Annotated in this window: 24 protein-coding genes; 15 read left to right on the top strand and 9 right to left on the bottom strand. The window is 70.3% G+C overall.

Annotation, left to right across the window (positions count from 1 at the left end; translation table 11 throughout):
* Window positions 1-69 precede the first annotated feature (69 nt).
* The 3 genes from OIE13_RS09750 to OIE13_RS09740 are packed head-to-tail and all read right to left on the bottom strand — an operon-like array spanning window position 70 to window position 3,249.
* Window positions 70-1,077, bottom strand: coding sequence for an ABC transporter permease (locus OIE13_RS09750; RefSeq protein ID WP_326829899.1), 1,008 nt, complete (start codon window positions 1,075-1,077; stop codon window positions 70-72).
* A complete protein-coding gene (locus OIE13_RS09745; RefSeq protein ID WP_326640900.1) occupies window positions 1,064-2,092 on the bottom strand; it encodes an ABC transporter ATP-binding protein in 1,029 nt (342 codons plus the stop codon). The genes OIE13_RS09750 and OIE13_RS09745 overlap by 14 nt, the downstream gene beginning before the upstream one ends.
* Complete coding sequence (locus OIE13_RS09740) at window positions 2,089-3,249, bottom strand: LolA family protein (protein WP_326640902.1); 1,161 nt, start codon at window positions 3,247-3,249, stop codon at window positions 2,089-2,091. Before OIE13_RS09740 ends, OIE13_RS09745 begins: the two co-directional genes overlap by 4 nt.
* A 193-nt stretch (window positions 3,250-3,442) precedes the next feature.
* Between OIE13_RS09740 and OIE13_RS09735 the strand changes: the two genes are divergently transcribed.
* Genes OIE13_RS09735 through OIE13_RS09725 form a run of 3 tightly spaced genes read left to right on the top strand, consistent with a single transcriptional unit; the run spans window position 3,443 to window position 5,941 of the window.
* Window positions 3,443-4,117 carry a response regulator transcription factor gene (locus tag OIE13_RS09735; RefSeq protein WP_326640903.1) on the top strand — a complete coding sequence of 225 codons (675 nt, stop codon included), beginning with the start codon at window positions 3,443-3,445 and terminating at the stop codon, window positions 4,115-4,117.
* 13 nt (window positions 4,118-4,130) lie between these two features.
* Entirely contained in the window at window positions 4,131-5,567 is a 1,437-nt protein-coding gene (locus tag OIE13_RS09730; protein WP_326640905.1) for a sensor histidine kinase, read from the top strand.
* Between the two features lie 59 nt (window positions 5,568-5,626).
* Window positions 5,627-5,941, top strand: coding sequence for a TetR family transcriptional regulator (locus OIE13_RS09725; RefSeq protein WP_326829898.1), 315 nt, complete (start codon window positions 5,627-5,629; stop codon window positions 5,939-5,941).
* A gap of 10 nt (window positions 5,942-5,951) precedes the next feature.
* Here OIE13_RS09725 and folP read toward each other — a convergent pair whose 3' ends face one another.
* Window positions 5,952-6,785 (bottom strand): dihydropteroate synthase, encoded by an 834-nt coding sequence (gene folP / locus OIE13_RS09720; protein WP_326640909.1) that lies wholly within the window; start codon window positions 6,783-6,785, stop codon window positions 5,952-5,954.
* Between the two features lie 97 nt (window positions 6,786-6,882).
* Entirely contained in the window at window positions 6,883-7,752 is an 870-nt protein-coding gene (locus tag OIE13_RS09715; protein ID WP_326640910.1) for a LysR family transcriptional regulator, read from the bottom strand.
* A gap of 785 nt (window positions 7,753-8,537) precedes the next feature.
* On the opposite strand from OIE13_RS09715, the gene OIE13_RS09710 reads away from it, so the two are divergent.
* The gene (locus tag OIE13_RS09710; protein WP_326829897.1) at window positions 8,538-8,693 is read left to right on the top strand and encodes a hypothetical protein; all 156 of its coding nucleotides are present in this window, start codon (window positions 8,538-8,540) and stop codon (window positions 8,691-8,693) included.
* Between the two features lie 110 nt (window positions 8,694-8,803).
* Window positions 8,804-10,147 carry an LCP family protein gene (locus OIE13_RS09705; RefSeq protein ID WP_326829896.1) on the top strand — a complete coding sequence of 448 codons (1,344 nt, stop codon included), beginning with the start codon at window positions 8,804-8,806 and terminating at the stop codon, window positions 10,145-10,147.
* A 104-nt stretch (window positions 10,148-10,251) separates the two neighbouring features.
* Here the strand turns inward: OIE13_RS09705 and OIE13_RS09700 are convergent, their stop codons facing one another.
* Window positions 10,252-12,306, bottom strand: a complete 2,055-nt coding sequence (locus OIE13_RS09700) for a spermidine synthase (protein ID WP_326829895.1) — start codon at window positions 12,304-12,306, stop codon at window positions 10,252-10,254.
* A 171-nt stretch (window positions 12,307-12,477) separates the two neighbouring features.
* On the opposite strand from OIE13_RS09700, the gene OIE13_RS09695 reads away from it, so the two are divergent.
* Window positions 12,478-13,836, top strand: coding sequence for a S8 family peptidase (locus OIE13_RS09695; RefSeq protein ID WP_326829894.1), 1,359 nt, complete (start codon window positions 12,478-12,480; stop codon window positions 13,834-13,836).
* A 4-nt stretch (window positions 13,837-13,840) separates the two neighbouring features.
* Window positions 13,841-14,074 (top strand): hypothetical protein, encoded by a 234-nt coding sequence (locus tag OIE13_RS09690; RefSeq protein WP_326640920.1) that lies wholly within the window; start codon window positions 13,841-13,843, stop codon window positions 14,072-14,074.
* A gap of 261 nt (window positions 14,075-14,335) precedes the next feature.
* On the opposite strand, the gene OIE13_RS09685 is transcribed toward OIE13_RS09690, so the two are convergent.
* Window positions 14,336-14,827 carry a TetR/AcrR family transcriptional regulator gene (locus tag OIE13_RS09685; RefSeq protein ID WP_326640922.1) on the bottom strand — a complete coding sequence of 164 codons (492 nt, stop codon included), beginning with the start codon at window positions 14,825-14,827 and terminating at the stop codon, window positions 14,336-14,338.
* Window positions 14,828-14,990: 163 nt separating this feature from the next.
* Between OIE13_RS09685 and OIE13_RS09680 the strand changes: the two genes are divergently transcribed.
* Genes OIE13_RS09680 through OIE13_RS09670 form a run of 3 tightly spaced genes read left to right on the top strand, consistent with a single transcriptional unit; the run spans window position 14,991 to window position 15,788 of the window.
* The gene (locus tag OIE13_RS09680; protein WP_326640923.1) at window positions 14,991-15,305 is read left to right on the top strand and encodes a TetR/AcrR family transcriptional regulator; all 315 of its coding nucleotides are present in this window, start codon (window positions 14,991-14,993) and stop codon (window positions 15,303-15,305) included.
* Window positions 15,306-15,318: 13 nt separating this feature from the next.
* Window positions 15,319-15,627, top strand: coding sequence for an acyl-CoA-like ligand-binding transcription factor (locus OIE13_RS09675; protein WP_326640924.1), 309 nt, complete (start codon window positions 15,319-15,321; stop codon window positions 15,625-15,627).
* A 26-nt stretch (window positions 15,628-15,653) separates the two neighbouring features.
* Window positions 15,654-15,788, top strand: a complete 135-nt coding sequence (locus OIE13_RS09670) for a hypothetical protein (RefSeq protein ID WP_326640926.1) — start codon at window positions 15,654-15,656, stop codon at window positions 15,786-15,788.
* Window positions 15,789-15,855: 67 nt separating this feature from the next.
* On the opposite strand, the gene rpsD is transcribed toward OIE13_RS09670, so the two are convergent.
* The gene (gene rpsD / locus OIE13_RS09665; RefSeq protein ID WP_326640928.1) at window positions 15,856-16,470 is read right to left on the bottom strand and encodes a 30S ribosomal protein S4; all 615 of its coding nucleotides are present in this window, start codon (window positions 16,468-16,470) and stop codon (window positions 15,856-15,858) included.
* 88 nt (window positions 16,471-16,558) lie between these two features.
* Between rpsD and OIE13_RS09660 the strand changes: the two genes are divergently transcribed.
* Window positions 16,559-17,284, top strand: a complete 726-nt coding sequence (locus tag OIE13_RS09660) for a DUF2470 domain-containing protein (RefSeq protein ID WP_326640930.1) — start codon at window positions 16,559-16,561, stop codon at window positions 17,282-17,284.
* Window positions 17,285-17,506: 222 nt separating this feature from the next.
* Here the strand turns inward: OIE13_RS09660 and OIE13_RS09655 are convergent, their stop codons facing one another.
* Window positions 17,507-18,085: a ClpP family protease gene (locus tag OIE13_RS09655; RefSeq protein WP_326640932.1), complete on the bottom strand. Its 579-nt coding sequence runs from the start codon at window positions 18,083-18,085 to the stop codon at window positions 17,507-17,509.
* 629 nt (window positions 18,086-18,714) lie between these two features.
* Here OIE13_RS09655 and OIE13_RS09650 point away from each other — a divergent pair.
* The 4 genes from OIE13_RS09650 (at window position 18,715) to egtC (ending at window position 24,318) form a co-directional block, all read left to right on the top strand.
* Window positions 18,715-20,247 (top strand): S1 family peptidase, encoded by a 1,533-nt coding sequence (locus tag OIE13_RS09650; protein ID WP_326640934.1) that lies wholly within the window; start codon window positions 18,715-18,717, stop codon window positions 20,245-20,247.
* 668 nt (window positions 20,248-20,915) lie between these two features.
* A complete protein-coding gene (egtA, locus tag OIE13_RS09645) occupies window positions 20,916-22,193 on the top strand; it encodes an ergothioneine biosynthesis glutamate--cysteine ligase EgtA (protein WP_326829893.1) in 1,278 nt (425 codons plus the stop codon).
* A 70-nt stretch (window positions 22,194-22,263) separates the two neighbouring features.
* Window positions 22,264-23,601, top strand: a complete 1,338-nt coding sequence (egtB, locus tag OIE13_RS09640; protein ID WP_326640937.1) for an ergothioneine biosynthesis protein EgtB — start codon at window positions 22,264-22,266, stop codon at window positions 23,599-23,601.
* Entirely contained in the window at window positions 23,602-24,318 is a 717-nt protein-coding gene (gene egtC, locus OIE13_RS09635) for an ergothioneine biosynthesis protein EgtC (RefSeq protein WP_326640938.1), read from the top strand.
* The last annotated feature ends 42 nt before the right edge of the window (window positions 24,319-24,360 follow it).

The following is a 24,360-nucleotide window of genomic DNA, read 5'->3' as shown; positions in this document are numbered from 1 at the left end:
AAGGACCTTTCCGGGGCCGGCTCACCGTGAGACCACTGCGCCTTCGAGCGCGCCCGTCGGGGCAGGAGCTCAGGCGGTGATGTCCTTGCCGGTGAAGCGGGCCCAGGCGATGGAGCAGAAGACGGCGGCGTAGGCGGCGAAGACCAGCAGGCCCTGCCCCATGTCACCGGTGGCCACCGGGTCCCGCAGGACGCCGTCGAAGCCGTTCCACCACTCGGTGAGCAGGTACGGCTGGATCGCGGACAGCTGCGGAACGGCCCCCAGGACCTGGGCCACGATGACGACGACCACTGTCGCGGCGATGGCTCCGACGGACACCTCGGTCAGGGTCGACATGGCCAGCGCGACGGCGGCGAGGGCGGCCATGCCCGCGGTGACGTACAGCACGACGACGCCGATCCGCAGCAGCCCGTCGAGGAACGGGATCGTCCCTCCGGACAACAGCGTGATCGGGCCCGCCGGGAACAGCACCAGGCCGGTCAGGAGCGCGGACAGCGCCACCGCGGTGACGGCGGCCAGGCAGAAGACGACCACACCCGCGTACTTGACAGCCAGCAGGCGGGTCCGGCCCGCCGGGGCCACGAGCAGGTAGCGCAACGTGCCGATGCCCGCCTCCCCGGCGATCGAGTCTCCGGCGACGACCGCGACGGAGACCGGCAGCAGGAGCTGCACCAGGAGCGAGAGCGCGGCGAAGGTGAGGAACAGCCCGTTCCCGGTGATCTGTTCGAAGATCGCCGGACCGCCGCCTCCGCCGGTTCCGGCGAACATCCGCAGTGCGATGCCGATCAGTACCGGGATCACGGTGAGCACCGCGAGCATGGCGAGGTTCCTGGGCCGCCGGAATGTCATGCCGATCTCCGAGCCGAGCAGCCGCAGCCACGCCCTGGGGGCGCTCACCGCCCGCCGCGCAGGAATCGGGCCTCCGGCCGCGTGCCCACCCGCCGCCATGGCCGGGCCCGGCACTGAGCCCGGTGCGGAGCCCGGTGCGGAGCCCGCCGCCGGGGACGGAGCATGGTCAGGGCTGGCGTGTACGGCGTTCTCGGTGAACACGGCTTCCTTCCCGCTAACCGTCGACATCGAATCCCTCCCCGGTCAGGCCGACGAACACGTCCTCGAGACTTGGCCGCTGGACGGCCAGGCCGCGGACGGCGACCCCGCCTGTGACCAGGGCCGCGCATACGCGCTCCGGCAGGACGGCTCCCAGCGCCGCGCTGACGCCGCCGTCACCGAGACGGACCTCCGGCAGGCCGAGCCCGGCGAGCACGGCCGCCGCCGTCGCGGTGTCGGGGGTCTCCACCCGGATCCTGACCGTCTCCGAGGCTCGCAGGTCGGCGATGGGTCCCTGCGCGACCAGCCGCCCGGTCCGCATGACCGCGACGTGGGAGCACATCTGCTCCACCTCGGCCAGCAGGTGGGAGGAGACGAAAACGGTGGTCCCCTCGGCGGCTATCTCCTTGACCAGGCCGCGTACCTCGCGGGTGCCCTGCGGGTCCAGCCCGTTGGTCGGCTCGTCGAGGATCAACAGCTCTCTGGGGCCGAGCAGCGTGGCGGCGATGGCCAGCCGCTGGCGCATGCCGAGCGAGTAGGCCCGATAGCGTTTGCCCGCCGCGGCGGCCAGGCCCACCCGTTCCAGGGCGAGTCCGATCCTGGCCGAGACGGTGCGCGGGTCGGCCGACGGGTCGGCGGCGTCGTAGCGGCGCAGGTTCGCCTCACCCGACAGGTAGGGGTAGAAGGCCGGCCCCTCGACCAGTGCCCCCACCCTCGACAGCACGCCGCCCACCCCGCCCGGCATCGATGTGCCGAGCAGTCGCCACTCGCCCGCCGTCGGCACCACCAGGCCGAGCAGCATGCGGATGGTGGTGGTCTTGCCCGAACCGTTGGGGCCCAGGAAGCCGAACACCGACCCGCTGGGCACGGCGAGGTCGAGGGCGTCCACGGCCACCTGCCCGCTCCCGAACCGCTTGGTCAGCCCACTGGTGACGATGGAGAGCTCCGCACCGGGCGTCTCTCGCCGGGCACCGCCCCCCGGATCCCCGAGGTGGGATCCGGGGGCGTCCATCGCCGGCCCGGCGTCTGTCGGCGTCCGGCTCATTTTCGACCGGCCGCCTCGGACAGCTTCTCCGGGGTGACGGCGCCGACCAGCAGGCGGCCGTCGTCGGTCAGCAGCGCGGAGAGCAGCTTGGTCTGGATGACCTTGCCGCTGCCCCACGTCCCGCTGATCGGCTTGGCCGACTTCAGCAGGGCGTCGCCGATCGCGCCGATGTCCTGTCCCGCGGCTTCCCCGCCCTGGCCCGGCGCCCCGCCCTGTCCCGGTGCCCCGCCCGTGAGCTCCCGCTCGGAGACGGGGAGCACCGCGACCGTGGTCCAGCCGTCGCCGACGGTGCTGACCTCGCCCTTGAGCTTCTGCGCGTCTTCGAGCCCCTCGTCCTGCACCGGTTTCTGCTCCTTGAGGATCTCGCCGATCGACGTCTCCTCGACCTTGGCGCCCGCGGGCGGGGTGAAGGTGAAGTTCTCCGCGGCGGGCGGGGAGAACGTGACCGAGGTGAAGCCGACCTCGAAGGCGGGCTCGGCCGCGCTCCTGGCGTAGACCTGGACCCGCAGCGGGACCAGGGTCTCCCCGTCCAGCGCCAGCTTGACCTCCTTGATCAGGGACGAGGTGTCCTTGGGCGCGAACGCGAGCTGGTAGGCAGCGCGGTCGGCGACCTTCTCGGTGTTGCTCACGCTGACCACGGTGTCGGCGCCGACCCGCTGCAGCAGCTGCTGGGCGAGCTGCTGCGGCGTGGTCGCCGTGGGCAGCGCCTCGTGGGCGCGGGCCGCCCCCTCACCCTGCTCCCCGCCCTCGACCTTGACGCGGGTGGCCTTGTTCTCGTCGCTCTGCCACAGCCAGACCTGGTCGCCGTTGGTGATCAGGTTGGTCTCGCTCATCCGGCCGGGGAGGGCGAAGCGGACCTTGCCCGCTCCTCCGTACCAGACCTTGAGCTCGTGCGAGCCCGCGAGCAGGGCGGCGGGTGAGGATCCGCCCATGCCAGAGACCTCCGGCAGTCCGGGGATCCCGAGCGAGGCGGTCTGCATGACGGTGCCCGACATGGGTTTCAACCCGGTCCGGCCTGCCTGGGCCGCACTCGCGAGCAGTTGCTCGGCGGTACGCTCGGGCAGGATGGGATCCCCCTGGACAGCTGCGATGACCGGCCCGGCTCCGATGGCTCCGGCGATCACCGCGACCGCGGCGACCGGCACGGCCCATCTCACCGTGCGTCCGCGTCTCGCTCGTTCTGACATCTCATTCCTCCACGGTATGCCGTCGATCCCGGTAAGCAGCAGCCTGCTGGACGGCTCCTGTGCCGAGGCTGAGACAGTCTGAGAGGACTCACAGGATTCTCAGCCGCCTCTCAGGCCGGGTGGTCGAGGATGGGGACGTTCGAGGTGAGGGAAGAGGTGGATCATGCGGGTTCTCGTCGTGGAGGACGAGCGGCGGATGGCCGCGGCCCTGCGGCGGGGGTTGCAGGCCGAGGGGTTCGTGGTCGACCTCGCGCACGACGGGGAGGACGGCCTCCACCAGGCCAGGCACGGCGAGTACGACGTGATGGTGCTGGACATCATGTTGCCCAGGATCTCCGGCTACAACGTCTGCAAGCAGCTGCGGGCGGAGGAGAACTGGGTGCCGATCCTGATGCTGTCGGCCAAGGACGGCGAGTACGACATGGCCGACGGGCTCGACCTCGGCGCCGACGACTACCTGACCAAGCCGTTCTCGTACGTGGTGCTGGTGGCCAGGCTGAGGGCGCTGCTGCGGCGCGGCGCGCACCGGCGCCCGTCCGTGCTGAGGGCCGGGGACCTGGCACTGGATCCGGCGCGGCGGCGCGTCACCAGGGGCGAGACGCCGGTGGAGCTGACGCCCAGGGAGTTCGCGCTGCTGGAGTTCCTGATCCGCCACCACGACGAGGTGGTCTCCAAGACGGAGATCCTGGAGCACGTCTGGGACACCTTCGACACCGACCCCAACGTGGTCGAGGTCTACGTCGGCTATCTGCGGCGCAAGATCGACGTGCCGTTCTCCAGGAACGCGTTGCAGACGGTGCGGGGAGCGGGATACCGGCTGGCCGGCGATGGCGGCTGACATGGCGGCTGACATGGCGGCTGATTCCGCGCCCCGGCCCCGCCGGGCTCCCCCGGCCGACCCGCTCCCGGCGACCGGCGCGGCACCGGGGGGAAAACGTCGAGCGGTCGGCCTGTGGCGGCGCAGGAGCCTGCGTTTCCGGCTGACCGCGGTCGCCTCGGCCGTGCTGGCGGTGGCACTCGTGGTCTCGGCGTACGTGATGATCGGCGTGCTCCGCAACGCGCTGCTGAGCACCATCGACGACTCGATCTACCAGCGGGCCAGGGAGACTGTCTCACTGGCCGACGCCGGGCGGCTGCCCGGCGAGATGACCTCGCCGGACGGCACGCTCCTGCAGGTGATCGACGGTGCGGGGCGGATCACCCACACCACCGCCGGCACCGACAGGCTGGTGCCGCTGCTGAACGCCGCCTGCCGAGCCAAGGCGATCGGCGCGGCCGAGGCGCGCTTCTTGAACGGGAAGCCGTACGGCATCCCGCACGTGCTGCGAGTCCGGGTGCTCAGCGCCGACGGGGGAAGGACGGTGATCGCGGCGCGCCCCTTCAGCGAGGTGCAGACCAGCATCTCCACGGCCGGGCACGTGCTGCTCGTCGGCACGCCGCTGCTGCTGATCCTGCTCGCCGGGGTCAGCTGGGTGATCATCGGCGGGACCCTGCGGCCGATCGCGGCGCTGCGCCGGGGCGCGGAGGAGATCACCGACACCGCCCGCTCGCGCCGCCTGCCGGTGCCCGAGGCGCGCGACGAGGTGCACAGCCTGGCCACGACGCTGAACGCGATGCTGGCCCGGCTGGAGAAGGCGGACATCCGGCAGCGGGCCCTGGTCTCGGACGCGGCGCACGAGCTGCGCAGCCCGCTGGCGAGCATCCGGCTCCAGCTGGAGGTGGCGCTCGGCCATCCCGGGGGGCAGGACTGGCGGGAGACGGCCGAGGGCGTGCTGGAGGACACCATGCGCCTGTCCCGGCTGGCCGAGGACCTGCTCGCGCTGGCCCGCCTGGACGAGCGCGGCGGTACACCGGCGCGCAGGGAGCCTGTGGAGCTGGACCAGCTGGTCCAGCAGACCGTCGAGCGGTACGGCCAGGCCGTCACGGTGAGGATCGGCAACGACCCGATCGTGGTGACCGGGGACGCGCTGGATCTGGGACGGGTGCCGGCCAACCTGGTCGACAACGCGCTCCGGCACACCCGTACCTCCGTACTGGTCGAGCTGCGAGCCGAGGGAGCCGACGCCGTGCTGACCGTCACCGACGACGGGCCCGGCATTCCCGAGTTCGACCGGGAGCGGGTTTTCGACCGCTTCACCCGGCTGGACAGCGCGCGCAGCCGCGACGAGGGCGGAGCCGGTCTCGGTCTGGCGATCGTGCGCGAGACGGTCCACGCCCACGGCGGCGCGGTCCACCTGGAGGACGCCTCACCGGGCCTCCGAGCTGTCGTACGACTTCCCCTATCTTGACCAAGGCTTGTCACCGGCCTCCTTGGCCAGGTGATCGATCAACACCTAACGTCACATTCATGACTTCCGGTGACGGCAGCCGGCGAGAGCCGATCCTCCGGGTCGCGACCAGCCTGTTCGCCGCCCTGGGATATGACAGCACGTCCATCAGCCAGATCGCCGAGGCCGCCGGGCTGAGCGTGGAGCTGGTCGCGGGCCTGGATCTGGACGCGTTGGACGACGCCGCCTTCGGCGAGTTGGCGGCCGCGGTCGGGGTGGATCCAGGCGGTTCGGGACAGCCGGAGATGGCCGTGGTCAACGCCGTCCTGGACGCCCTTCCCGCCGACCGCCGGGAGGCGGTCCTGATCCGCTTCCTGTCGGTCATCTACTCTTGACGCGCCGGCGTCATCGCCGGAGCCCGGCGACGGTGCCCAGGGCGGCGCGTGCGGACGCGGCGTCGTGGACCCGGAAGACCCGGGCTCCCTGCCAGGCGGAGACCGCCAGCGTGGCCATGGTTCCCGCGTGACGCTCGTCCACCGGGAGCCCGCCGAGGGTCTCACCGACGAAGTCCTTGTTGGAGACCGCGACGAGCACCGGCCAGCCGGTGGCGACCATCTCGTTCAGCCGGCGGCTGACCTCCAGGGAGTGCCAGGTGTTCTTACCGAAGTCGTGCGCCGGGTCGATGAGGATCGACTCCCTGGGCACCCCCGCGGCGACGGCGCGCTCGGCGAGGTCGACGGTGTAGCCGATGACATCGGCGACCACGTCGGTGTAGGCGATGCGGTGCGGGCGGGTGCGGGGGGCTACCCGTCCGGCGTGCGCGCAGACCAGGCCGATGCCGTGCTTGGCCGCGACACCGGCCAGGTTGGGGTCGACCCCGCCCCAGGTGTCGTTGAGCAGGTCGGCGCCCGCCTCGGCGACGACCTCGCCGACCTCCGCGCGCCAGGTGTCGACGCTGATGATGAGCCGGGGGTGGCGTCGTCTGACCGCGGTGACCAGGTCGGCCACCCGGCGGATCTCCTCGGTGGGGTCGACCTCGTCGCCGGGACCCGCCTTGACGCCGCCGATGTCGACGATGTCCGCGCCTCCCGCGACGGCGCCGTCCACCGCCTCCAGGGCCGCCTCGAAACCGTACGTCCTTCCCCGGTCGAAGAAGGAGTCGGGGGTGCGGTTGACCACCGCCATGATCGCGAACTCGCCGGGCCGGAACTCACGGCCTCGCAGCTGCAGAATAGTCATCGAGACCGAGCCTATAGCCCGGCTTCGGAGAGGACGGCGCTCCCACCTGCGCCGCCTCTGGGGGAAACTTGGGGAAAACTGACGAGCCTCGGGGCTCCTACGCGGCCGACCCACTTTCGGCCACGGACAGGAACTCCTGGGCGATGGCGGGCAGCCGCCGTCGCGCGTGAACGATCGCGATCACCCGGCGGACCGAGGGATCGAGGGTGCGGACCACGAGTCCGGCGCGGGCGGCCTGCTCGGCCATCCCCCGGTACCAGAGCATCGAGGCCGTACCCGAACGGACGGTGCCCAGCCAGTTGCCGCGCTCGTCGAGCTGCGTCGCCACCACGGGGGCCACACCGTGTTTGGCGAAGAGCGCGTCGAACTCCCTGCGCCGGGAGCTGCCGGGAACCGGCAGCACCAGCCGCATGCCGTTGAGTCTCCTCATCGGCACCGGGTCGGGCAGGTCCACACCGGGCGGGGAGATCAGCACGATCTCCTGGCGCTCCAGCGGGTGGCTGACCAGATCGGTGGGGACGGGCAGATCCGTCAGGCCGAGGTCGGCCCGCTGGTCCCTGATGGCGCTCACCACGCCGTCCCGCCCGTCACAGCGGACAATGTGAATGCGTACCCCGGGATGTTCCGCGGTGTACGCGGGGAGAAGGCGACCGGCCAGCCCCGGTTCGAGGCTGGGTATCGAGGCGATGCGGAGCTCCGCCTCGGATGCGTGGCCGTGCGTGGACAGTGCCTCGATCTCGCGAACGGCGTCGAGTGCCTCCCGGGCCAGCTTGACCACCCGGCGTCCCTGCGCCGTGACGACCACGCCACGTCCGGAACGTGCGAACAACGTCATCCCGAGTTCTCGTTCCAGATCCCTGATCGCACGGGAGAGCGCGGGTTGCGCGATGTACAGCGATCTGGCCGCGTCGGTCATGGTGCGATGCTCCGCCGTCGCGACCACATAGCGGAGCTGCTGCAGATTCATGGTTTGAAGCTAGGACACGTGCCCCGGATCGGTCCGGCACATCACAGAGATCACCTTGGATGATTTCGGAATGTAATCGAATGCAGCGACATCCGTGACGGATGATAAATCAGTATGCTTACGCCCCGAATTCGGCAAAGGTCCGGACTTGTAGTGCATACCGGACCTCGGATTAACCGGGGAGACAGCTTGACAGTCAGCGAACAGCACCCTCAGCCGTCCCCACCACCCCGGGGACCACATCCGGCACCACCCGTACGGGCGGCTCAGGGCCGCTCTCGGCCCTCACCGCCCTCGCCCGGGGAGCCGTCTCCGTCACCCGGAACCCCCGTGACCTTGGCTCGCCGGTGAGCCGACAACCGGTGCCCGCACCGGGCCACGAGAAGAGCGGCATCCGACCGGCACCGACCTCATAGGTGACGCCGCAGGTTAAGAGACCATTCACCGTAGATTGGCCATCTGTCTGTCATGTCCAGGTATGGGGACTAGAATCCTGGCAAATTCCGTTCAATCGGGGAACCTTGGCTGTTTTGCCAGGTGGACCGGGGCAAACGTAGTAGGAAGCGGTGTGACGATGCACCTTGGGGAAGACTCGGGGGATCTCGCCGGCGAAAGCGGGAAACGGCGCCCCCGGCGTCGCGGCGGGAGCCGCAGCGGGGGTCCCGGTGCGGGCGCCGATACAGGCCACGGCGGCGCGCAGAGTCCGGCCGAAACACAGGCTCCCCTTCGCACGCCCGACGCGCCCCAGGTTCACAACGTGTCAGACGGGGCCCAGGGCGCTCCCGATGGACAGGGGACGCTCCCCCCGCCACCCCGACCGGCCGGTGGACCACCACCCGGTCCCGGCGGACCACCACCCCGACCGGCCGGTGGACCACCACCCGGTCCCGGTGGACCACCACCCGGTCCCGGCGGACGGCCCCGCTTCGCCAGGCCGCTGACGGTCGGCGCGCTCATCGGCTGGACCGCACTGTCGGCGATTCTCCCCGGTGCGGCGCACCTGCGGTCGGGACGCCGCCGTGTCGGATACATCCTGCTAACGATCTTCGGTGTGCTGCTGCTCACCGCCCTGGTCGGCGGGCTCGTCCTCAGCGGCGGGGGAAACACCGGATTCTTCGCCCGTGACAGCACGCTGACGACCGGGGCGACCCTGGCCATCGTCGGCGCGATCGCCTGGTTCCTGCTGGTGCTCTTCTCCTACATCTCCCTGGGGCCGGAAAGGCTCAGCGGCAGGGGGCAGATCGTGTCGGGCATCGCGGTGGGCCTGCTGTGCGTGTCGGTGATGGCGCCGTTCGCGCTGACCGCGAGCACCGTGCTGACCATCAAGGACGCGGCCAACAGCATCTTCGAGAGCAACGCGGACAAAGCGTCGGCCGTACCTATCAAGCACGAGGACCCGTGGGGCGGGCGCGATCGGGTGAACTTCCTGCTCATCGGCGGTGACGGGGCCGGGAACCGGGAAGGCGTGCGGACCGACAGCATAAACGTGGCCAGCGTGCACGTCGCGACCGGCAACACCGCCATGTTCAGCCTTCCCCGTAACCTTCAGCACGTCCGCTTCACACCGGGCACCACGCTCGCCAAGCAGTTCCCCAACGGCTTCATGCGCGAGTTGCCCAACGGCGGCCTGCTCAACGAGGTCTGGCAGTACGCCGAGGACCACCCCGAGGTCATGCCCGGCAAGAAGACGGGGCAGCGAGGCCCCGCGGCGCTCATGGACGCCATCGGCTACACGCTCAATCTGAAGATCGACTACTACGCCCTGGTGAACATGTACGGCTTCGCCCACCTGGTCGACGCCATCGGCGGTCTGAGGATCAAGGTGGAGCGCGACGTCCCGTGGGGCGGCCTCTACGGCACCGCCGGGACCATCAAGACCGGATACCAGAAGCTCTCCGGCGAGGAGGCACTCTGGTACGGGCGCTCCCGCGTCGGCAGCGACGACTTCTCCCGGATGGCCCGCCAGCGCTGCGTCATCGGCGCCTTCGCCCAGCAGGCCACTCCCTCGGTGGTGCTCACCAACTTCGCCAAGATCGCAAATGCGGCCAAGAAGTCCGCCAAGACCGACATTCCCCGCGAGTTGCTTGAGCACATCACCGAACTGGGGCTGAAGGTCAAGGACGCCAGGATCGTCAGCCTCCAGTTCGTGCCGCCGGAGTTCTACACCGGCTCGCCGGACTGGCAAAAGATCCGGGCCGCGACCGCCAGGACGCTGCGCCAGTCGCTGAGGCCCGCCCGCCGCCCCCAGGCCGCGGGGGTGACCGCCTCCCCCGGCACGAGCGGCGCGACGCCCGCCGCCACGCCCAAGCCCTCCAGGAGCACGACGGTCCAGCCGAGCCAGACCCCCACCCAGAACGGCAACGCCCAGTCGCTGGACGATGCCTGCGGGTTCTGACCGGTCCAACGACCACCCCGCGCGCAGCCGGCCCGTCCTCCCGGAGGAGGACGGGCCACGCTTTTCCTCGAACCCGCGCCCGCCGGGGCCGCCGTGTCCCCGGCTCAGCCCGCCCCGACGGTCCTGGTGGTCCTGGGCAGCAGGGCGAAGGCGCCGAGATAGACGAGGCCCGCCACGATCAGCAGCGCCTGGTAGCCGATGACCAGTGCCAGATACTCCAGGCAGCCGCCGACCATCGCGCCCAGCAGATTGGCGCCGAAGGACACGGTGGCGTCGGCGGAGTCGGCGAAGCGCTTGGCGAACACCACGTTGGCCGCGAAGATCGGCAGGAACGCCACGACCACGGCGACCACCGCGCGCAGCGGCAGCGGCAGGCCCAGCAGCCAGGAGTTGGGCACCAACCAGGCCAGGACCAGCCCGGCGAGCAGCACACCGTACATCACCGGCAGGGACGGCACCCTGAAGCGTCGGGTCACCTCCACCGCGGCGAGCACGGCGACCAGCACTCCGCCGAACACGATCGCGTTCACCACCCAGGTGGTGCCGAACAGCAGCGCGAACCCGGTGACGCTCTTGGTCTCCAGCAGCAGGAACGCCACGCCGAGCAGGAAGAGGTCGGCGTACGGGCGCATGCGCCGGTACGGGCCGGCGACGGCCCGGACGGCGAGCAGGCTGACGATGAGGATCAGGCCGAGGGTGATGATGTAGATCTGCGGGATCGTCCGGTCCTTCAGGTAGAGGAAGGGCCGGTCGTCACCGCTCGGCGGCGGGGTGTCGGCGGTCGCCCCCGCCCACTCGGCGCCGCACGTCTGCGCCTCGGTGGTGAGACCTGCGGTGATCACCGCCTGCTGGCCGGCCTCGCTGACGATGTCGACGCAGGGCTTGTGGCCGAAGGCGGCCTGCATGGTCGCGCCGAGCCGGTCGACCAGCCAGGTCTCGCGGTAGTAGTTGTACATCGAGAAGGTACCGCCGGGCTTGAGGTGGTCCCTGGCCGCCTCCATCGCCTGCTGGGTGAACAGGTAGCTCTCCAGCCGCAGCGAACTCGCCCCGGAGACCAGGGTGAGCGAGTCGGGCAGCGCGAAGAGGATCAGGTCGTACTTGTCGGAGGTTCTCTCCAGGAAGGCGCGGCCGTCGGTGACGTGGGTGGTGACCCGGGGATCGTCGTAGGGCCTGTCCGGGTGGTAGGAGCGGCCGAGCTCAAGCAGCTTGGGGTCGATCTCCACGGCGTCAACGCGCTTGGCCCCCTTGGACAGCGCGATCGACACGTCGGTGCCGCTGCCCGCGCCCACGATCAGCACGTCGTCCAGCCTGCCCGAGGCGGCCCGCTCGTACGGCAGGGCGTACTGGCGCTCCCACTCCAGGCGGCTTTTCGCCGGGGTGGCCTGCTGGTGCGGGATGCCGTTGACCTTGATGTCCATCAGCGGCACGTCGTTCCAGTAGCCACGCTCGTAGGTCACCTTGTAGTAGGGCGACCACAGCGCCCCCGCCGTCAGCGTCTCCATCGCGAGGGCACCGACGATGACCAGCGACGGCACCAGCAGCGCCACCCGGGCCCAGACCCTGCGGGGCCAGAGCAGCACCGCGTAGACGATCGCGGCGATCGTCCCCCACACCACCGGGGGCGCGCTGAGGAACGACAGCGCGGTGAACAGCCCGATGCCGCTGAGGCTGCCGATCAGGTCGTAGCGGTAGGCCTCCAGCCGGTCGAGCTCGGGGAAGCACCGGCCGACCAGCTCGGCCGGGCCCATCAGCACGATCGCCGCCGCGGCGAAGATCACCGGCAGGATCAGCCAGGCCGGCGGCCCGCTGGCGCTCAGGCTCGTCCAGTACAGGACGCCCTCGGTCTGGCGGTCCACGGTCACCGGGAAGATCAGCACGACCAGGACCAGGACCGCCAGCACGATCGGCGAGTAGTAGGGCTGTCGGGTACTGCGCCCCACCCGCAGGAAGCCGAGCCCGATACCGAGGAAGGATCCCAGCAGGACGAAGTTGGTGAAGTAACTCAGATGAACGATGTTCGACCCGGTCCACCGGATCAAAGCCAGCTCCAGGAAGAGCATGAAACCACTGGCCACGATCAGCCTGGGCCGGGTGCCCAGCCAGTGCGTGTGCCGGACATCGGGATGAGGGGGTGGCGTCGTCTCCGCCGCTGCGGTCATGCCGTCCAACGCTAGTGACCGGTACTCGCTCAGGGAAGGAAATCCATGCTCGCTGTTTGCGCCGGTTAGGTGGTGTGGAGCCTGATAGGGGCTGGTTTCAACGGCTGGACGCGATCGAGGTGGATGCAGGAATGTGGTGGAACCCGATTCCCCCGAGTCCCGGTGGTGCACATGCGAGTCCTGCTCCAGCTCCGCCCCTCCCCCGACGTCGTCGCGGCCGTGGCCGACCCCTCGGTGAGCACGGCGGCGGTCGACGTCGCCGACACGCTACCGGGGGTCGTCGTGGACCCCTCCTTCTCGCCTGTCGTCGCCCCCCGTCCGATACCCGGCGCCGGAGGCGATCCCCTCTCGCTCAACCAGCCGCTGACGTTCTCCTTCGCCGACGACGAGGCCTCTGTCCTGGTCCGCGGGGAGATCTCCGACGACGAGATATCCACCCGGATCACCCTGCTGCCCACGCTCCGCCCAGACGTCGTGGGGGTCTTCGCCGACCCGGTGATCGAGCGGGGCCTCACCTGCGGCGGCACGCCCCCGATGGGCGACTGGCGGGACGTGGAGCGGTTGCTCCACGTCACCGAGCTGGCTCGCGACGGCCTCGACGGCTCGGGCGTCGCGCTCGCGGTGCTCGACACCGGAATCAACTCGGCGCACGTCGCCCGGCACCTCGGCCGCGACGTCACCGTCGACGAACGGCGCAGCTGGAAACCGTCGGGGGTGGAGGGCAGGGCGGGTGAGTTCCCTGTCGACCACGGCACGATGTGCGCCTTCGACGCGCTCATCGCCGCCCCGAGGGCGTCGCTGATCGACGTGCCCGTGCTACTCTCCCGGAGGCCCGGCGGCTCGGCCCTGGACGGCCTGCTGTCGGACGCGGTGGCGGCCTTCGCCCACCTGCGCACCGTCCTCGAAGCCCAGCCCGCCGCTTCGCGATCACTGGTCGTCAGCAACAGCTGGGGCTCCTTCTCTCCCAGCTGGGACTTCCCCGCCGGTCACCCCGGCAACTACTCCGACAACCCGGCCCACCCGTTCAACCTGATCGTCTCCAGCCTGGAGCGTGCGGGCGCCGACGTGCTGTTCGCCGCGGGAAACTGCGGGCGTGACTGCCCTGACGGCCGGTGCGCTTACCCGGATCGGCCCATCACGGGCGCCAACTCCCATCCGCGCGTTCTGTCGATCGGCGGCGTCGACACCCGTGGCGAGCGGGTCGGCTACTCCTCACAGGGTCCGGGCCGCCTCGTCGCCCGCAAGCCGGACCTGTGCGCCTACACCCACTTCTCCGGCTCCCGGGCCTTCGGCGACGACGAGGCCGACTCCGGCACCTCGGCCGCGTGCCCCGTCACCGCAGGCCTGATCGCGGCCGTGCGCACCCGCTGGCCCTCCTCGCTCCTGACCCCCGGCCAGCTGCGCACCCTGCTCCGGCGCACCGCGGACGACCGGAGCGACGTCGGCTTCGACCACGACCACGGCTACGGCGTCATCGACGCCCCCGGGATCCTCGCCTCGTTGCGGCGCCGCGCCAAGCGCGTACCGTGAGGTCATGCTCCTGATCACCGTACGGCTCCCGTCCGACGCGACGCTCGCGCAGGCCATGCGGCACCTGGGGCTGCCGGAAGAGGACGTCGACACCGGCTACGGCCTGGTGCTCATCGACCCCGATCAGAACCTGTACGGCCTGCGGGTGACCGAGGCCGCGGCCCGCCGCGTCGATCCCGCGGCGGGCGGGGGCCCCTACGCCGACCCGAGGATCGAGCCGTACGGCCCCCCGGCCTGAGATCCCCGGAGGTCATCGTGTGTCAGAGCCGGCCGGGGTCGTGGCGCGTGCCACCAGTGTGCACAAACATCCTCTTCATGCTGGGAGCCGTCGCCGACCGCACCGATCACCCGATGCAGGCGCGGTCGGCGGACGCGCAGCGGGGTGATGAACTGCAGTGGGCCGAGGAAGAGGGCAAGGCTGGCAGGCAGGCCGTGCAGCACGATGGACAGATAGTGCGTGGCCACGTCGGGATTGATCGGGATCCTGCTCCGGCTGGATTCAGCCGGAGTACAGGAAGCGGCGCCCCCAGCCGTCTTCGGTGGCTTCGTCCTCCAGGTTCATCACTGCTCCGGCCATGAAGAGCAGGCCTTCGGCGAAGAAGCGGTGGGCTTGAGCGGCATCGAGCCCGGGCATCCGTTCGACCCTCTCGAAGATCGCGCGCGTCGCGCGCTGCATTTCCACGCGGATGTCAGGGTCGTGGCACGCGGCGAATCCCTGCAGGTACATCGCCATCAGGTCGTCGGCGACGAGCAGCCTGCCCCATGCTGACTCCATCGCGGTCAACGGGTCCGGGGCGGAGGCGCCGCGCTGGATCATCTCGCGCTCGATTGCCTCGAACACGTGGGTGAGCACGGCGATGAACAGTTCCTTCTTGGTCGCGAAGAGCCGGAACAGATTCGGCTGGGAGATTCCTGCCGCGGCAGCGATCGTCGTCGTCGATCCGCCGTGCAGTCCTTTCTGGCTGAACTCGCGGAGCGCAGCAGCCAGCACCTCCTGTCGTCGCTGTGACGCCGCGATCCGAGGACGCCGTCGGGGTGCTTGTTCCGGCATGAAGATAGTGTTCACTCACTATCGTCAGATGTCAACGACCTTCCCACATGTTGTGAGCCGTAACTGCCGTGCTCCCTTGGCGGGAGGACCTCAGAATGACCTCATGAGCGAGGGCCTGCGAGAGCGCAAGAAACGGGAGACCAGGGAGCGCATCTCCAACATCGCCACCGGGCTGTTCATGATGCGGGGCTTCGACAACGTGACGGTGGCCGAGGTCGCCAGGGCCGCCGACGTGTCGGTCAACACGGTCTTCAACTACTTCGGCACCAAGGAGGACCTGCTCTTCGACCGGCAGGAGGAGGTGGAGGACCTGCCGAGCAGGGTCGTACGGGAGCGGGGGCGGCAGGATAGCGCGCTGCGACTTCCTGGACGCGCTCGACACCCGGCACCACCGCTACGGTTTCCACGAGGGGAGTGACGCCTTCACCCGCATGGTCGCCGAGAGCCCTTCACTCAACGCCCGGATCAGAGAGATGAACGAGGCGCGCGAGCAGGCCCTGGCCAGAACGCTCGCCGACGAGGCCGACGCCGACCCCGACGACCTCACTCCCGCGTTCGCCGCCGCCCAGATCTGCGCGGTGCTGCGCGGGCTGATGGGCCACGCCGTCCAGCGCATGCTCGCGGGCGAGACGCTCGACACCATCGCCCCTGACCTGCGGCGACAGGCCGAGCGCGCCTTCGAACTCCTGGAGTCGGGCATCGGCGACTACTGCGTCAGGTCACCGAGCGTCCCACGGTGACCTGACCCGACTCACCCCGGCGGAAGATGACCGGGGACGCTTGGTCCGACATCACCCGCGAGGTGATGGCCAAGCACCCGGAGGCGTGGGTGTTCTTCGTGGCGTTCATGCTGGTGTGCACGTTCGTGGTGCGGGAAACCGCGTGGGAGGCAACGGCGTGAGAGGCAACGGCGTGAGAAAGCCCGCCGCCCGGAGGGCGGCGGGCCGGCGCCGAGGATAGGCGTCAGGTCAGCGCGAGTAGAACTCCACCACGAGCTGCTCGTCCACCGGGACCACGACCTGCTCGCGCAGCGGGCGGCTCAGCAGGGTGAACCGAAGCTCGGCGTGGTCGACGCCGAGATAGGCGGCGACCCTGTCGTCCGCGTACACGCCCTCGGAGGCGGCGACGAAGGGTTGCATCCGGCGCGACTTCTCGCGCACCGCGACGACCTGGCCCGGCCTGACCAGGTAGCTGGGAATGTCGACCTTGCGGCCGTCCACGGCGATGTGACCGTGGGCGACGTACTGGCGGGCCGCGTAGATGGACGGGGCGAGGCCGGAACGTAGCACCAGGGAGGCCAGCCGCGTCTCCAGCAGCACCACCAGCTCGGCTCCCGCGCGGCCACCGCCGCGCAACGCCAGGTCCCAGTATCGACGCATCTGGCGCTCGGAGACGTCGTAATACCAGCGCAACTTCTGCTTCTCCATCAGTCGCAGCCCGTAGTCACCGGTCTGCCGCCGATTGGTCTTGCGACCGTGCTCACCCGGTGGGTAGGGGCGCTCCTCGAAGTATCGGACGGCCTTGCGGGTCAGCGGCACGCCCGCCCGGCGGGACAGGCGCACCTTCGGTCCGGTGTAGCGCACGCTCGCTCCTCTATGGTTAGGTTTACCTTAGTTAGGCAAGGCTAATCTTATACAGCAGTTTCTCCCCGACCTCAAGGAGAGCCGGTCCATGCAGCCAGTCACCGCTCCGCCGATCCCCGAGCGGGTCCGCACCCTCGCCGCCGGCGCCACTCTCACCCACGTGTCCGTCGCCGGAGGCACCAGCCCCGCGACGCCCGCCAGAGGCGGCGTGGACGGCGTCGGCCGGCCGGTGCTGCTCGTCCTGCCGGGCGACCCGCTCCACGACGTGCGGGACGAGCCCGTGGTGACCGTGGACCTGACATCGAACCGCTCGCTGGGAGAGCACGAGCTCTCGCGCGGCCTGCTCAAGGTGCAGGGATGGGCGCAGGTCGTGCCCGTGGCCGAGGTGAGGCAGACCGCTGTGGCGATCGCCGAGCGCTGCCCCGACGAGGCGCTGTTCGAGGTGCTGGAGGGGACGGACGGCCCCAGGCTGCTACGCGTCGACGTCGGCAGGGTGATCTATATGACCGGCCCCGAGTCGGGCGTGCTGGAGGCCGAGGAGTATCTCGGCGCCGCTCCCGACCCGCTGATGGGCGAGGCCGAGCGCATGCTCAACCACGTCAACGGCGCCCATCGCAGGCAGTTGGAGGCCGCCCTGGGCTCCCTGCTCGCCGAGCCGCTGCCGGGGGCCTGGCTCTGGGAGCTCGACCGCTTCGGGGCGACGGTCCGCTGCGGCGTCGAGGACCCGACCCTGATCCGGCTCCCCTGGCCCTCACCCATGACCGACGCCGAGTCTCTCGAACAGGCCGTACGCTGCCTGCTCTGCCACCGCTGACCCAGCGGCCGGGTGCGCCCGGGCGACGGCTGGAAAAGGTCGGCCAATCGGCCGGGAAAGCGCGGAGAAAGAACCGGAGTACGACCGACGGCGCATTACCGCGCGGCTCCATTTCCGGCGACGGCCGGAAATGGGCGCCAGGCTGTTCCATACGAAACCGCCCCGAGAGCAGGATCGCTCACCGGGAAACCGGCCAAGGGGAATCTTCTCGGGAACGGAATATCAGTTCTCGGACGCCACCTCGCTGGTGTTCGTGATGACCTGATCGACAAAACCGTAGTCTCTGGCCTCGGTGGCGGTGAACCAGCGGTCGCGGTCCCAGTCCTCCTCGATCCGCTCCAGCGGCTGGCCGGTGTGGAAGGCGATCCGCTCGCGCATCATCTGCTTGGTGTAGAGCATCTGCTCGGCCTGGATGGCGATGTCGGTGGCCGTGCCGCCGAGTCCCCCCGAGGGCTGGTGCATGATCACCCTGGCGTGCGGCAGGACGTAACGCTTGCCGGGCGCGCCCGAGCAGAGCAGGAACTGCCCCATCGACCCGGCGATGCCCATGGCCACGGTGGCGACGTCGTTGGGGATGTACTGCATCACGTCGTAGATGGCCATGCCCGCCGACACCGAGCCGCCGGGCGAGTTGATGTAGAGCCAGACGTCGCGCCGTTCGTCGTCGGCGGAGAGCAGGAGCAACTCCCCGCAGATCCGGTTGGCGACCTCGTCGTTCACCTCGCTGCCGAGCACGACGATCCGCTTGCGCAGCAGCCGCTGGTACAACTGATCTTCGGGGACGATCTGGGGACCGCTCATGTTCTCCACCTACTCCGAACCCAGGATTTACGAATAACGAATACCCGTGACCATAGCCCGGTACGGGAGCGTGATTTCCGTTCGTTCGCTGTGAGCGCTTTCCGCTGAAAGCGCAGCATCGGTCATTTCGATTTCACGCCGGAGACGACGGTTTCACTCGCGAGGGACAACAGTTTCACTCGCGAGGCATGAGTGTTTCACCCTCGTCGCGCGATGCCCGAGAGCGGAGGCGACCTCCTGCCCGGGGAGCACGGCGGCGAAGGGATCTCACCATACGTGATGCTCGCCACGCCGTGTCCGCCCCCTTCCGTCCAGCCCGCGTCACGGCGTCCGGCGCGGCGCCCTCGGGGGATTCTGATCCACCGCCCGCATCCCGGTGACGGCGGGCGGCCGTCACCGCGGCGTGGCCGACGATCGACCGGGAAACGCGCCCCGGCGTTTCACAGCGCCGCGAGAGCGGAACACAGCGGCGGACCTCAGTCGAAATCACCCTCCGCGTGGCGCGCGGCGTTGAGGCCTTGACCGGCAACGGCTGGATTAGCATGGCGTCGCCCACATCGCATGATCACCCTGTGATATGTGGCGTTCTCCCCCCTCATGCCCGGAAAGCTGAGGTCGAGGAGAGACCCATGTCCCGCAGACACGCCATCACCACGGGGTGCGCCCTGGCCATCACCGCGCTCGCCCTGGTGCCCGTCCCGGCCACCGCCCAGCCCAGGGCCGCGAACGCTCCTGCCGCCCCGGGCGCCTGGAAGCCGCCGGCGGGCATGATCGAGGCACTCCAGCGCGACCTGCACCTCACCAAGGAGCAGGCCCAGACCCGCCTGGTCAACGAGGCCCGCCTGGCAGGGGTCGAGGCGGACCTGCGCGGGAAGCTCGGTGAGCGCTTCGCCGGTTCCTGGTTCGTCGGAATCGTCGCGCAGCGACTCGTGGTCGCCACCACCTCCGAGGCCGACATCCCCCAGATCGTCGCCACAGGCGCCCGGGCCGAGATCGTCACACGCTCCCTGGCGGACCTCGCCGCCATCAAGAATCAGGTGGACAACACTCCGGCTGCCCACAAGGACACCGGAGCCGTACGCTACATCGACGTGCGGACCAACAAGGTGGTCGTCCTCTCCAAGGATGTCGCGATAGCCTCGAACGCTCTGGAGGCCTCCGGTGCGGACCCGGTCGCGGTGAAGGTGGAGCCCTCCGACGAGACCCCCAGACTCCTCGACGACCTCGTGGGCGGCAACGCCTACTACATCGGCACGACGGAGCGCTGCTCCATCGGCTTCTCCGTGGTCCGCCAGTCCCAGAACGGTTTCGTCAGCGCCGGTCACTGCGGCAAGCAGGGCGACACCACGAGCGGCTCCAACCGGCTCCCTCAGGGTGTCTTCCAGGGGTCGGCCTTCCCCGGCAGTGACTACGCCTGGATCTCGGTGAACGCCAACTGGACGCCCACTCCAACGGTGAACAACGGCGCCGGAGGCACCGTGCCCGTCACCGGCTCCAGGGCGGCCATCGAGGGCGCCTCGGTCTGCCGGTCCGGCTCCACCACCGGCTGGCACTGCGGCACCATCCAGCAACGCGACACCAGCGTCACCTACCCCCAGGGAACCGTCTCCCAACTGGTACGCACCAGCGCCTGCGCCGAGCCCGGCGACTCGGGCGGCTCGTTCATCTCCGTGGACCAGGCCCAGGGGGTCACCTCCGGCGGCTCCGGCAACTGCACCTCCGGGGGCGTCACCTACTTCCAGCCGGTCGACGAGATCCTCACCACCTACGGCCTGACCCTGACGACCGTGGGCGCGGGCACCACCCCACCGGGCACCACCCCACCGGGCACCACCCCGCCGAGCGCATCCTCCTGCAGCGGCTATCCGAAGACGGTCACCGGCAGGCTCGGTAACGGCCAGTCCGCCTACCAGCCGAACAACAGCTACTACCAGACGACGGTCACCGGCCAGCACTCCGCCTGCCTGGACAGCGACGGCAGCGTCGACTTCGACCTCTTCCTGCAGAAATGGAATGGCATGACCTGGGTCACCGTCGCCACCTCCGACAGCCCTGGGCCCGACGAGCAGACCAGCTACACCGGTACGCGCGGCTACTACCGCTACCGCGTGACCTCCGCGAGCGGCTCCGGCCCCTACACCCTGAAGTACAAGACGCCGTGACGTCCTTCCCGGCGCGAACCGCCGGAGATTCCCGCCACACCGTCCTCGCGGCCCCTTGAGGATTCCCGCGTAGCGGAGCCCGGCCGTGGGTGCCCCATCGCTATGGGCACCCACCCGGTGTCCGGCATCCCGCTCCTGTCGGGAACCCCACCTCACGGGTGACCCGCACCTACCTCTCCTCCGTGTTACCAAAGCGTTTCTCAAGGGGACCGAACTTTTTTCACATCTTATATTATCTTCCGCTGCCCCCCGGAAGGAGGAAGAGACGATCAGGAGAGTCAAAGGTGTCTCGGCGCCCCTTTCCTGCGATCACCCCTTCGGGGACCGCTGACGAATCCGCACGGCACAACGGCGTGACCGACAACGGCGCAGCCGACAACGGCGTGGCTGACAACGGCGTGACCGACGGCACGCGGTCTCCAGCCCGGTCACGGGGCGCCGGGGAGGCGACCGTTCAGCCGAACCGGCAAATGTGTCGAAATCACTCACAATGGGAACTTTCCCCCTAGGCACATCATCGCTTCCGGGAGCACCCCGACGGACATGGCGCCGCGATGCCCGGGAGTCGAAACAGGGCGCCACACCACCGTTACTCAATGAAACCGTCCGCCCCCTGCACCACCGCACGAGTCTGTAAATCCACAGATAAATGTCGAAAGGGGACGGGGATGACCGGTCTGGCGACCGAGAACACGCTGATCCGGAACGCCTCGGACGTGGAGGCCTTCGCACGACAGTGCTTTCTCGCCTCCCCCGGCGAGCAGGTGGGAGTCGAGCTGGAGTTCCTGGTCTTCGACCGTACGGCTCCCGCCCGCCAGGTTCCGTGGGGCAGGATCGCCGAAGCCCTGCCACGGCTACCCGGCGGGAGCCTGGTGACCTTCGAGCCTGGCGGCCAGCTGGAGCTCTCCGGACCACCGGGCTCGCTGCCCGACGCGATCACCCGCCTCACCGCCGATGTGGACGCCGTGCGCGAAGCGCTGCGGGACGCCGGCCTGGTGCCGGTCGGAGTGGGACTCGACCCGCTGCGGCCGGCCCGGCGGCAGCTGCGCCTGCCCCGGTACGAGGCGATGGCGGAGTTTCTCGGCATGCCGTACGGGGCGCTGATGATGTGCTCGACGGCGTCGATCCAGGTCAACCTGGACCTGGGCGAGAGACCCGCGACGCGGTGGGAGCGCGCCCACCTGCTGGGTCCCGTCCTGGTGGCGGCCTTCGCCAACTCGCCGCTCAGCGAGAGCCGGCCATGTGGGTGGATGTCGGGCCGCCAGGCGGTGTGGGAGCGGCTCGACCGCACTCGGACGGCCGCCGTCCCCGCCACCGGCGACCCCGCCGCCGACTGGGCCGAGTACCTGCTCGACGCCCGCCTCATGGCCGTGCGCGAGGCCCCGCAGAGCCCTGAGAACCCGGAGAACGCCGGGGACGCCGGGGACGCCGAGGGCACGCGGTACCACCCGGTCCGCGACGGCTCGACCTTCCGCGACCTGCTGGCCGCGGCCGCGCGGCCGCCGACCCTGGCGGACCTGACCTACCACGCCACGACGCTCTTCCCACCCGTACGGCCGCGCGGCTGGCTGGAGATCCGCTACCTCGACGCCCAGCACCCGGCGAGCTGGCCGGTGTGCGCGGCGGTGACCCACGCCCTGGTGACGGACGACCGCGCGGCCGACTCGGCGCTGGCCGCGGCCGAGCCGTGCGCGGGGATGTGGCTACGGGCGGCACGCCGCGGCCTGGCCGACCCGATGCTGCGAAGGGCCGCCGACGCCTGTTTCCGCGCCGCCCTCGCGGCGCTGCCCAGGCTGGGAGCGGCACCGGCCCTGGTCTGCGAGGTCGCCTCGTTCGCCAACCGCCACGTGAGCCCCGGCCGCTCCCCGGCCGCCGATCTGCTGGATCTGGCCGGAGGGCCGGGACGGCGCCTGCCCGACTGGCTGGCCCGGGAAGGACGGATCTGACGTCCTCCTCAAGGCCGGCTCAGGACCTGACCGGAGCCGGGACCCGGAATCTCCACCACGGAGGTATCTGATGAGCGACTTCAAGGAACGGATCGCCGCCGGGCTGACCGCCGCGCGGAGCCGGTCCACCGCCTACACCGACGCCGAGGACGACCTGCTGGTCAGGCAGCACTCGCCGCTGATGTCGCCGCTGGTGTGGGATCTGGCGCACGTCGGCAACTACGAGGAGCTGTGGGTGCTGCGGCAGGTCGGCGGGATCACCCCGCTCCGCCCGGAGATCGACGACCTGTACGACGCGTTCAGGCATCCGCGCGCGGGCCGCACGGCCCTGCCCATCCTGGGACCGGACCAGGCGCGCCGCTACATCGAGGGCGTGCGCGGCCGGGTGCTGGACGTCCTGGACGCGATCGACCCGCACGACCCCGACCCCCTGCACCGGGACGGCTTCGTCTTCGGCCTGGTGATCCAGCACGAGCACCAGCACGACGAGACGATGCTCGCCACCCTGCAGCTGTCCGGTGAACCGGGCCTGGTCCGCGACGGCGACCTGCCGCCCGGCCGGCCCTCGGGTGCCGACGAGGTGTTCGTCCCCGCGGGTCCCTTCACGATGGGCACCGACATCCTGCCGTGGGCCTACGACAACGAGCGCCCCGCCCACCGGCTCGACCTGCCCGGCTACTGGATCGACAGGTTCCCCGTCGGCAACCGCGCCTACGCGGACTTCATCGCCGACGGCGGCTACGACGATCCCCGCTGGTGGTCTCCGCAGGGCCGGCTCTGGCGGCAGCGGAGCCGCGCCTTCGCCCCGCTGTTCTGGATCTCCGACGGCGGCACCTGGTGGCGTACCCGCTTCGGCCGGACCGAGCCCGTCCCCATGGACGAGCCCGTCCAGCACGTGTGCTGGTACGAGGCCGACGCCTACGCCCGATGGGCCGGCAGGCGGCTGCCCACCGAGGCCGAGTGGGAGAAGGCCTGTGGCTGGGACCCCGAGGCCGGGCGGGCGCGGAGATATCCGTGGGGGGACGACGACCCCGGGCCCGCCACGGCGAACCTCGGGCACCGGGCGGCACGGCCCGCACCGCTCGGCGCCTTCCCGGCGGGGGCGGGCGCCTACGGCACCGAGCAGATGATCGGGGACGTGTGGGAGTGGACCGGTTCGTGGTTCCTGCCCCACCCCGGCTTCCACAGCTTCCCCTACCGCGAGTACAGCGAGGTGTTCTTCGACTCTCGCCACCGGGTGCTGCGCGGCGGATCCTGGGCGTCCGACCCGGCCGTGGTCCGCACCACGTTCAGGAACTGGGACCGCCCGGCCCGCAGGCAGATCTTCTCCGGCTTCCGATGTGCCCGCTCGGCCTCCCCGGATCAGTGCCCCGCGCGCTTCCCCGTACCCCCGCCGGAGCGAGGGTAGATGTGCCGCCACGCGGCCTGGCTGGGCGCTCCCCGACTGCTGGCCTCGTTGATCCACGAACCCGGCCACGGCCTGCTCCGGCAGTCCCACGCCCCGCGCCTGCAGCGCTACGGCACCGTCAACGCCGACGGCTTCGGCATGGGCTGGTACGACGCCTCCCGCGCCGAACCGGTCCGCTACCGCCGTACGATCCCCATCTGGGCGGACGCCAACCTGACCGGCCTCGCCCGGGTCGCCCGCTCCGGCTGCCTGCTGGCCACCGTACGGTCGGCCACGGCGGGGATGCCGATCGAGGAGAGCGCGACCGCGCCCTTCGCCGACGGGCCGTGGCTGCTCAGCCACAACGGCCGGGTCGCACGGGAGGCGATCAGGGAACTCACCGACGACGCGGAGAGCTCCTGCGACTCCGCGTGGCTCGCCGCCGCGGTGTTCGCCCGGCGACGAGCGGGCGCCCCGCTCGGCGAGGCCCTGGTCGAGGTCGTCACCCATGCCGGGGTGAAGGATCCCGACGCCCGGCTGAACCTGCTCGCCTGCGACGGCGGGTCGATCGCCGCGACCGTCTGGGGCGACACGTTCTTCCTCCACCTCGGAGACCATCCGCGCGACGGCGTGCTCGTGGCGAGCGAACCACTGGACGATCGGCCCGGCTGGCAGGCCGTACCGGATCGGACCCTGGTCCTCGCCTCCGCGGACGGCGTGCGCGTCCAGCCACTGTGACAGAGCGGAGCCGGACCACAGGAAAGCACAGCACCCCGGCCA

The organism is Streptosporangium sp. NBC_01810 (genome assembly GCF_035917355.1).
Classification (GTDB): domain Bacteria; phylum Actinomycetota; class Actinomycetes; order Streptosporangiales; family Streptosporangiaceae; genus Streptosporangium.
This window is presented reverse-complemented; position numbering and strand designations above follow the sequence as displayed.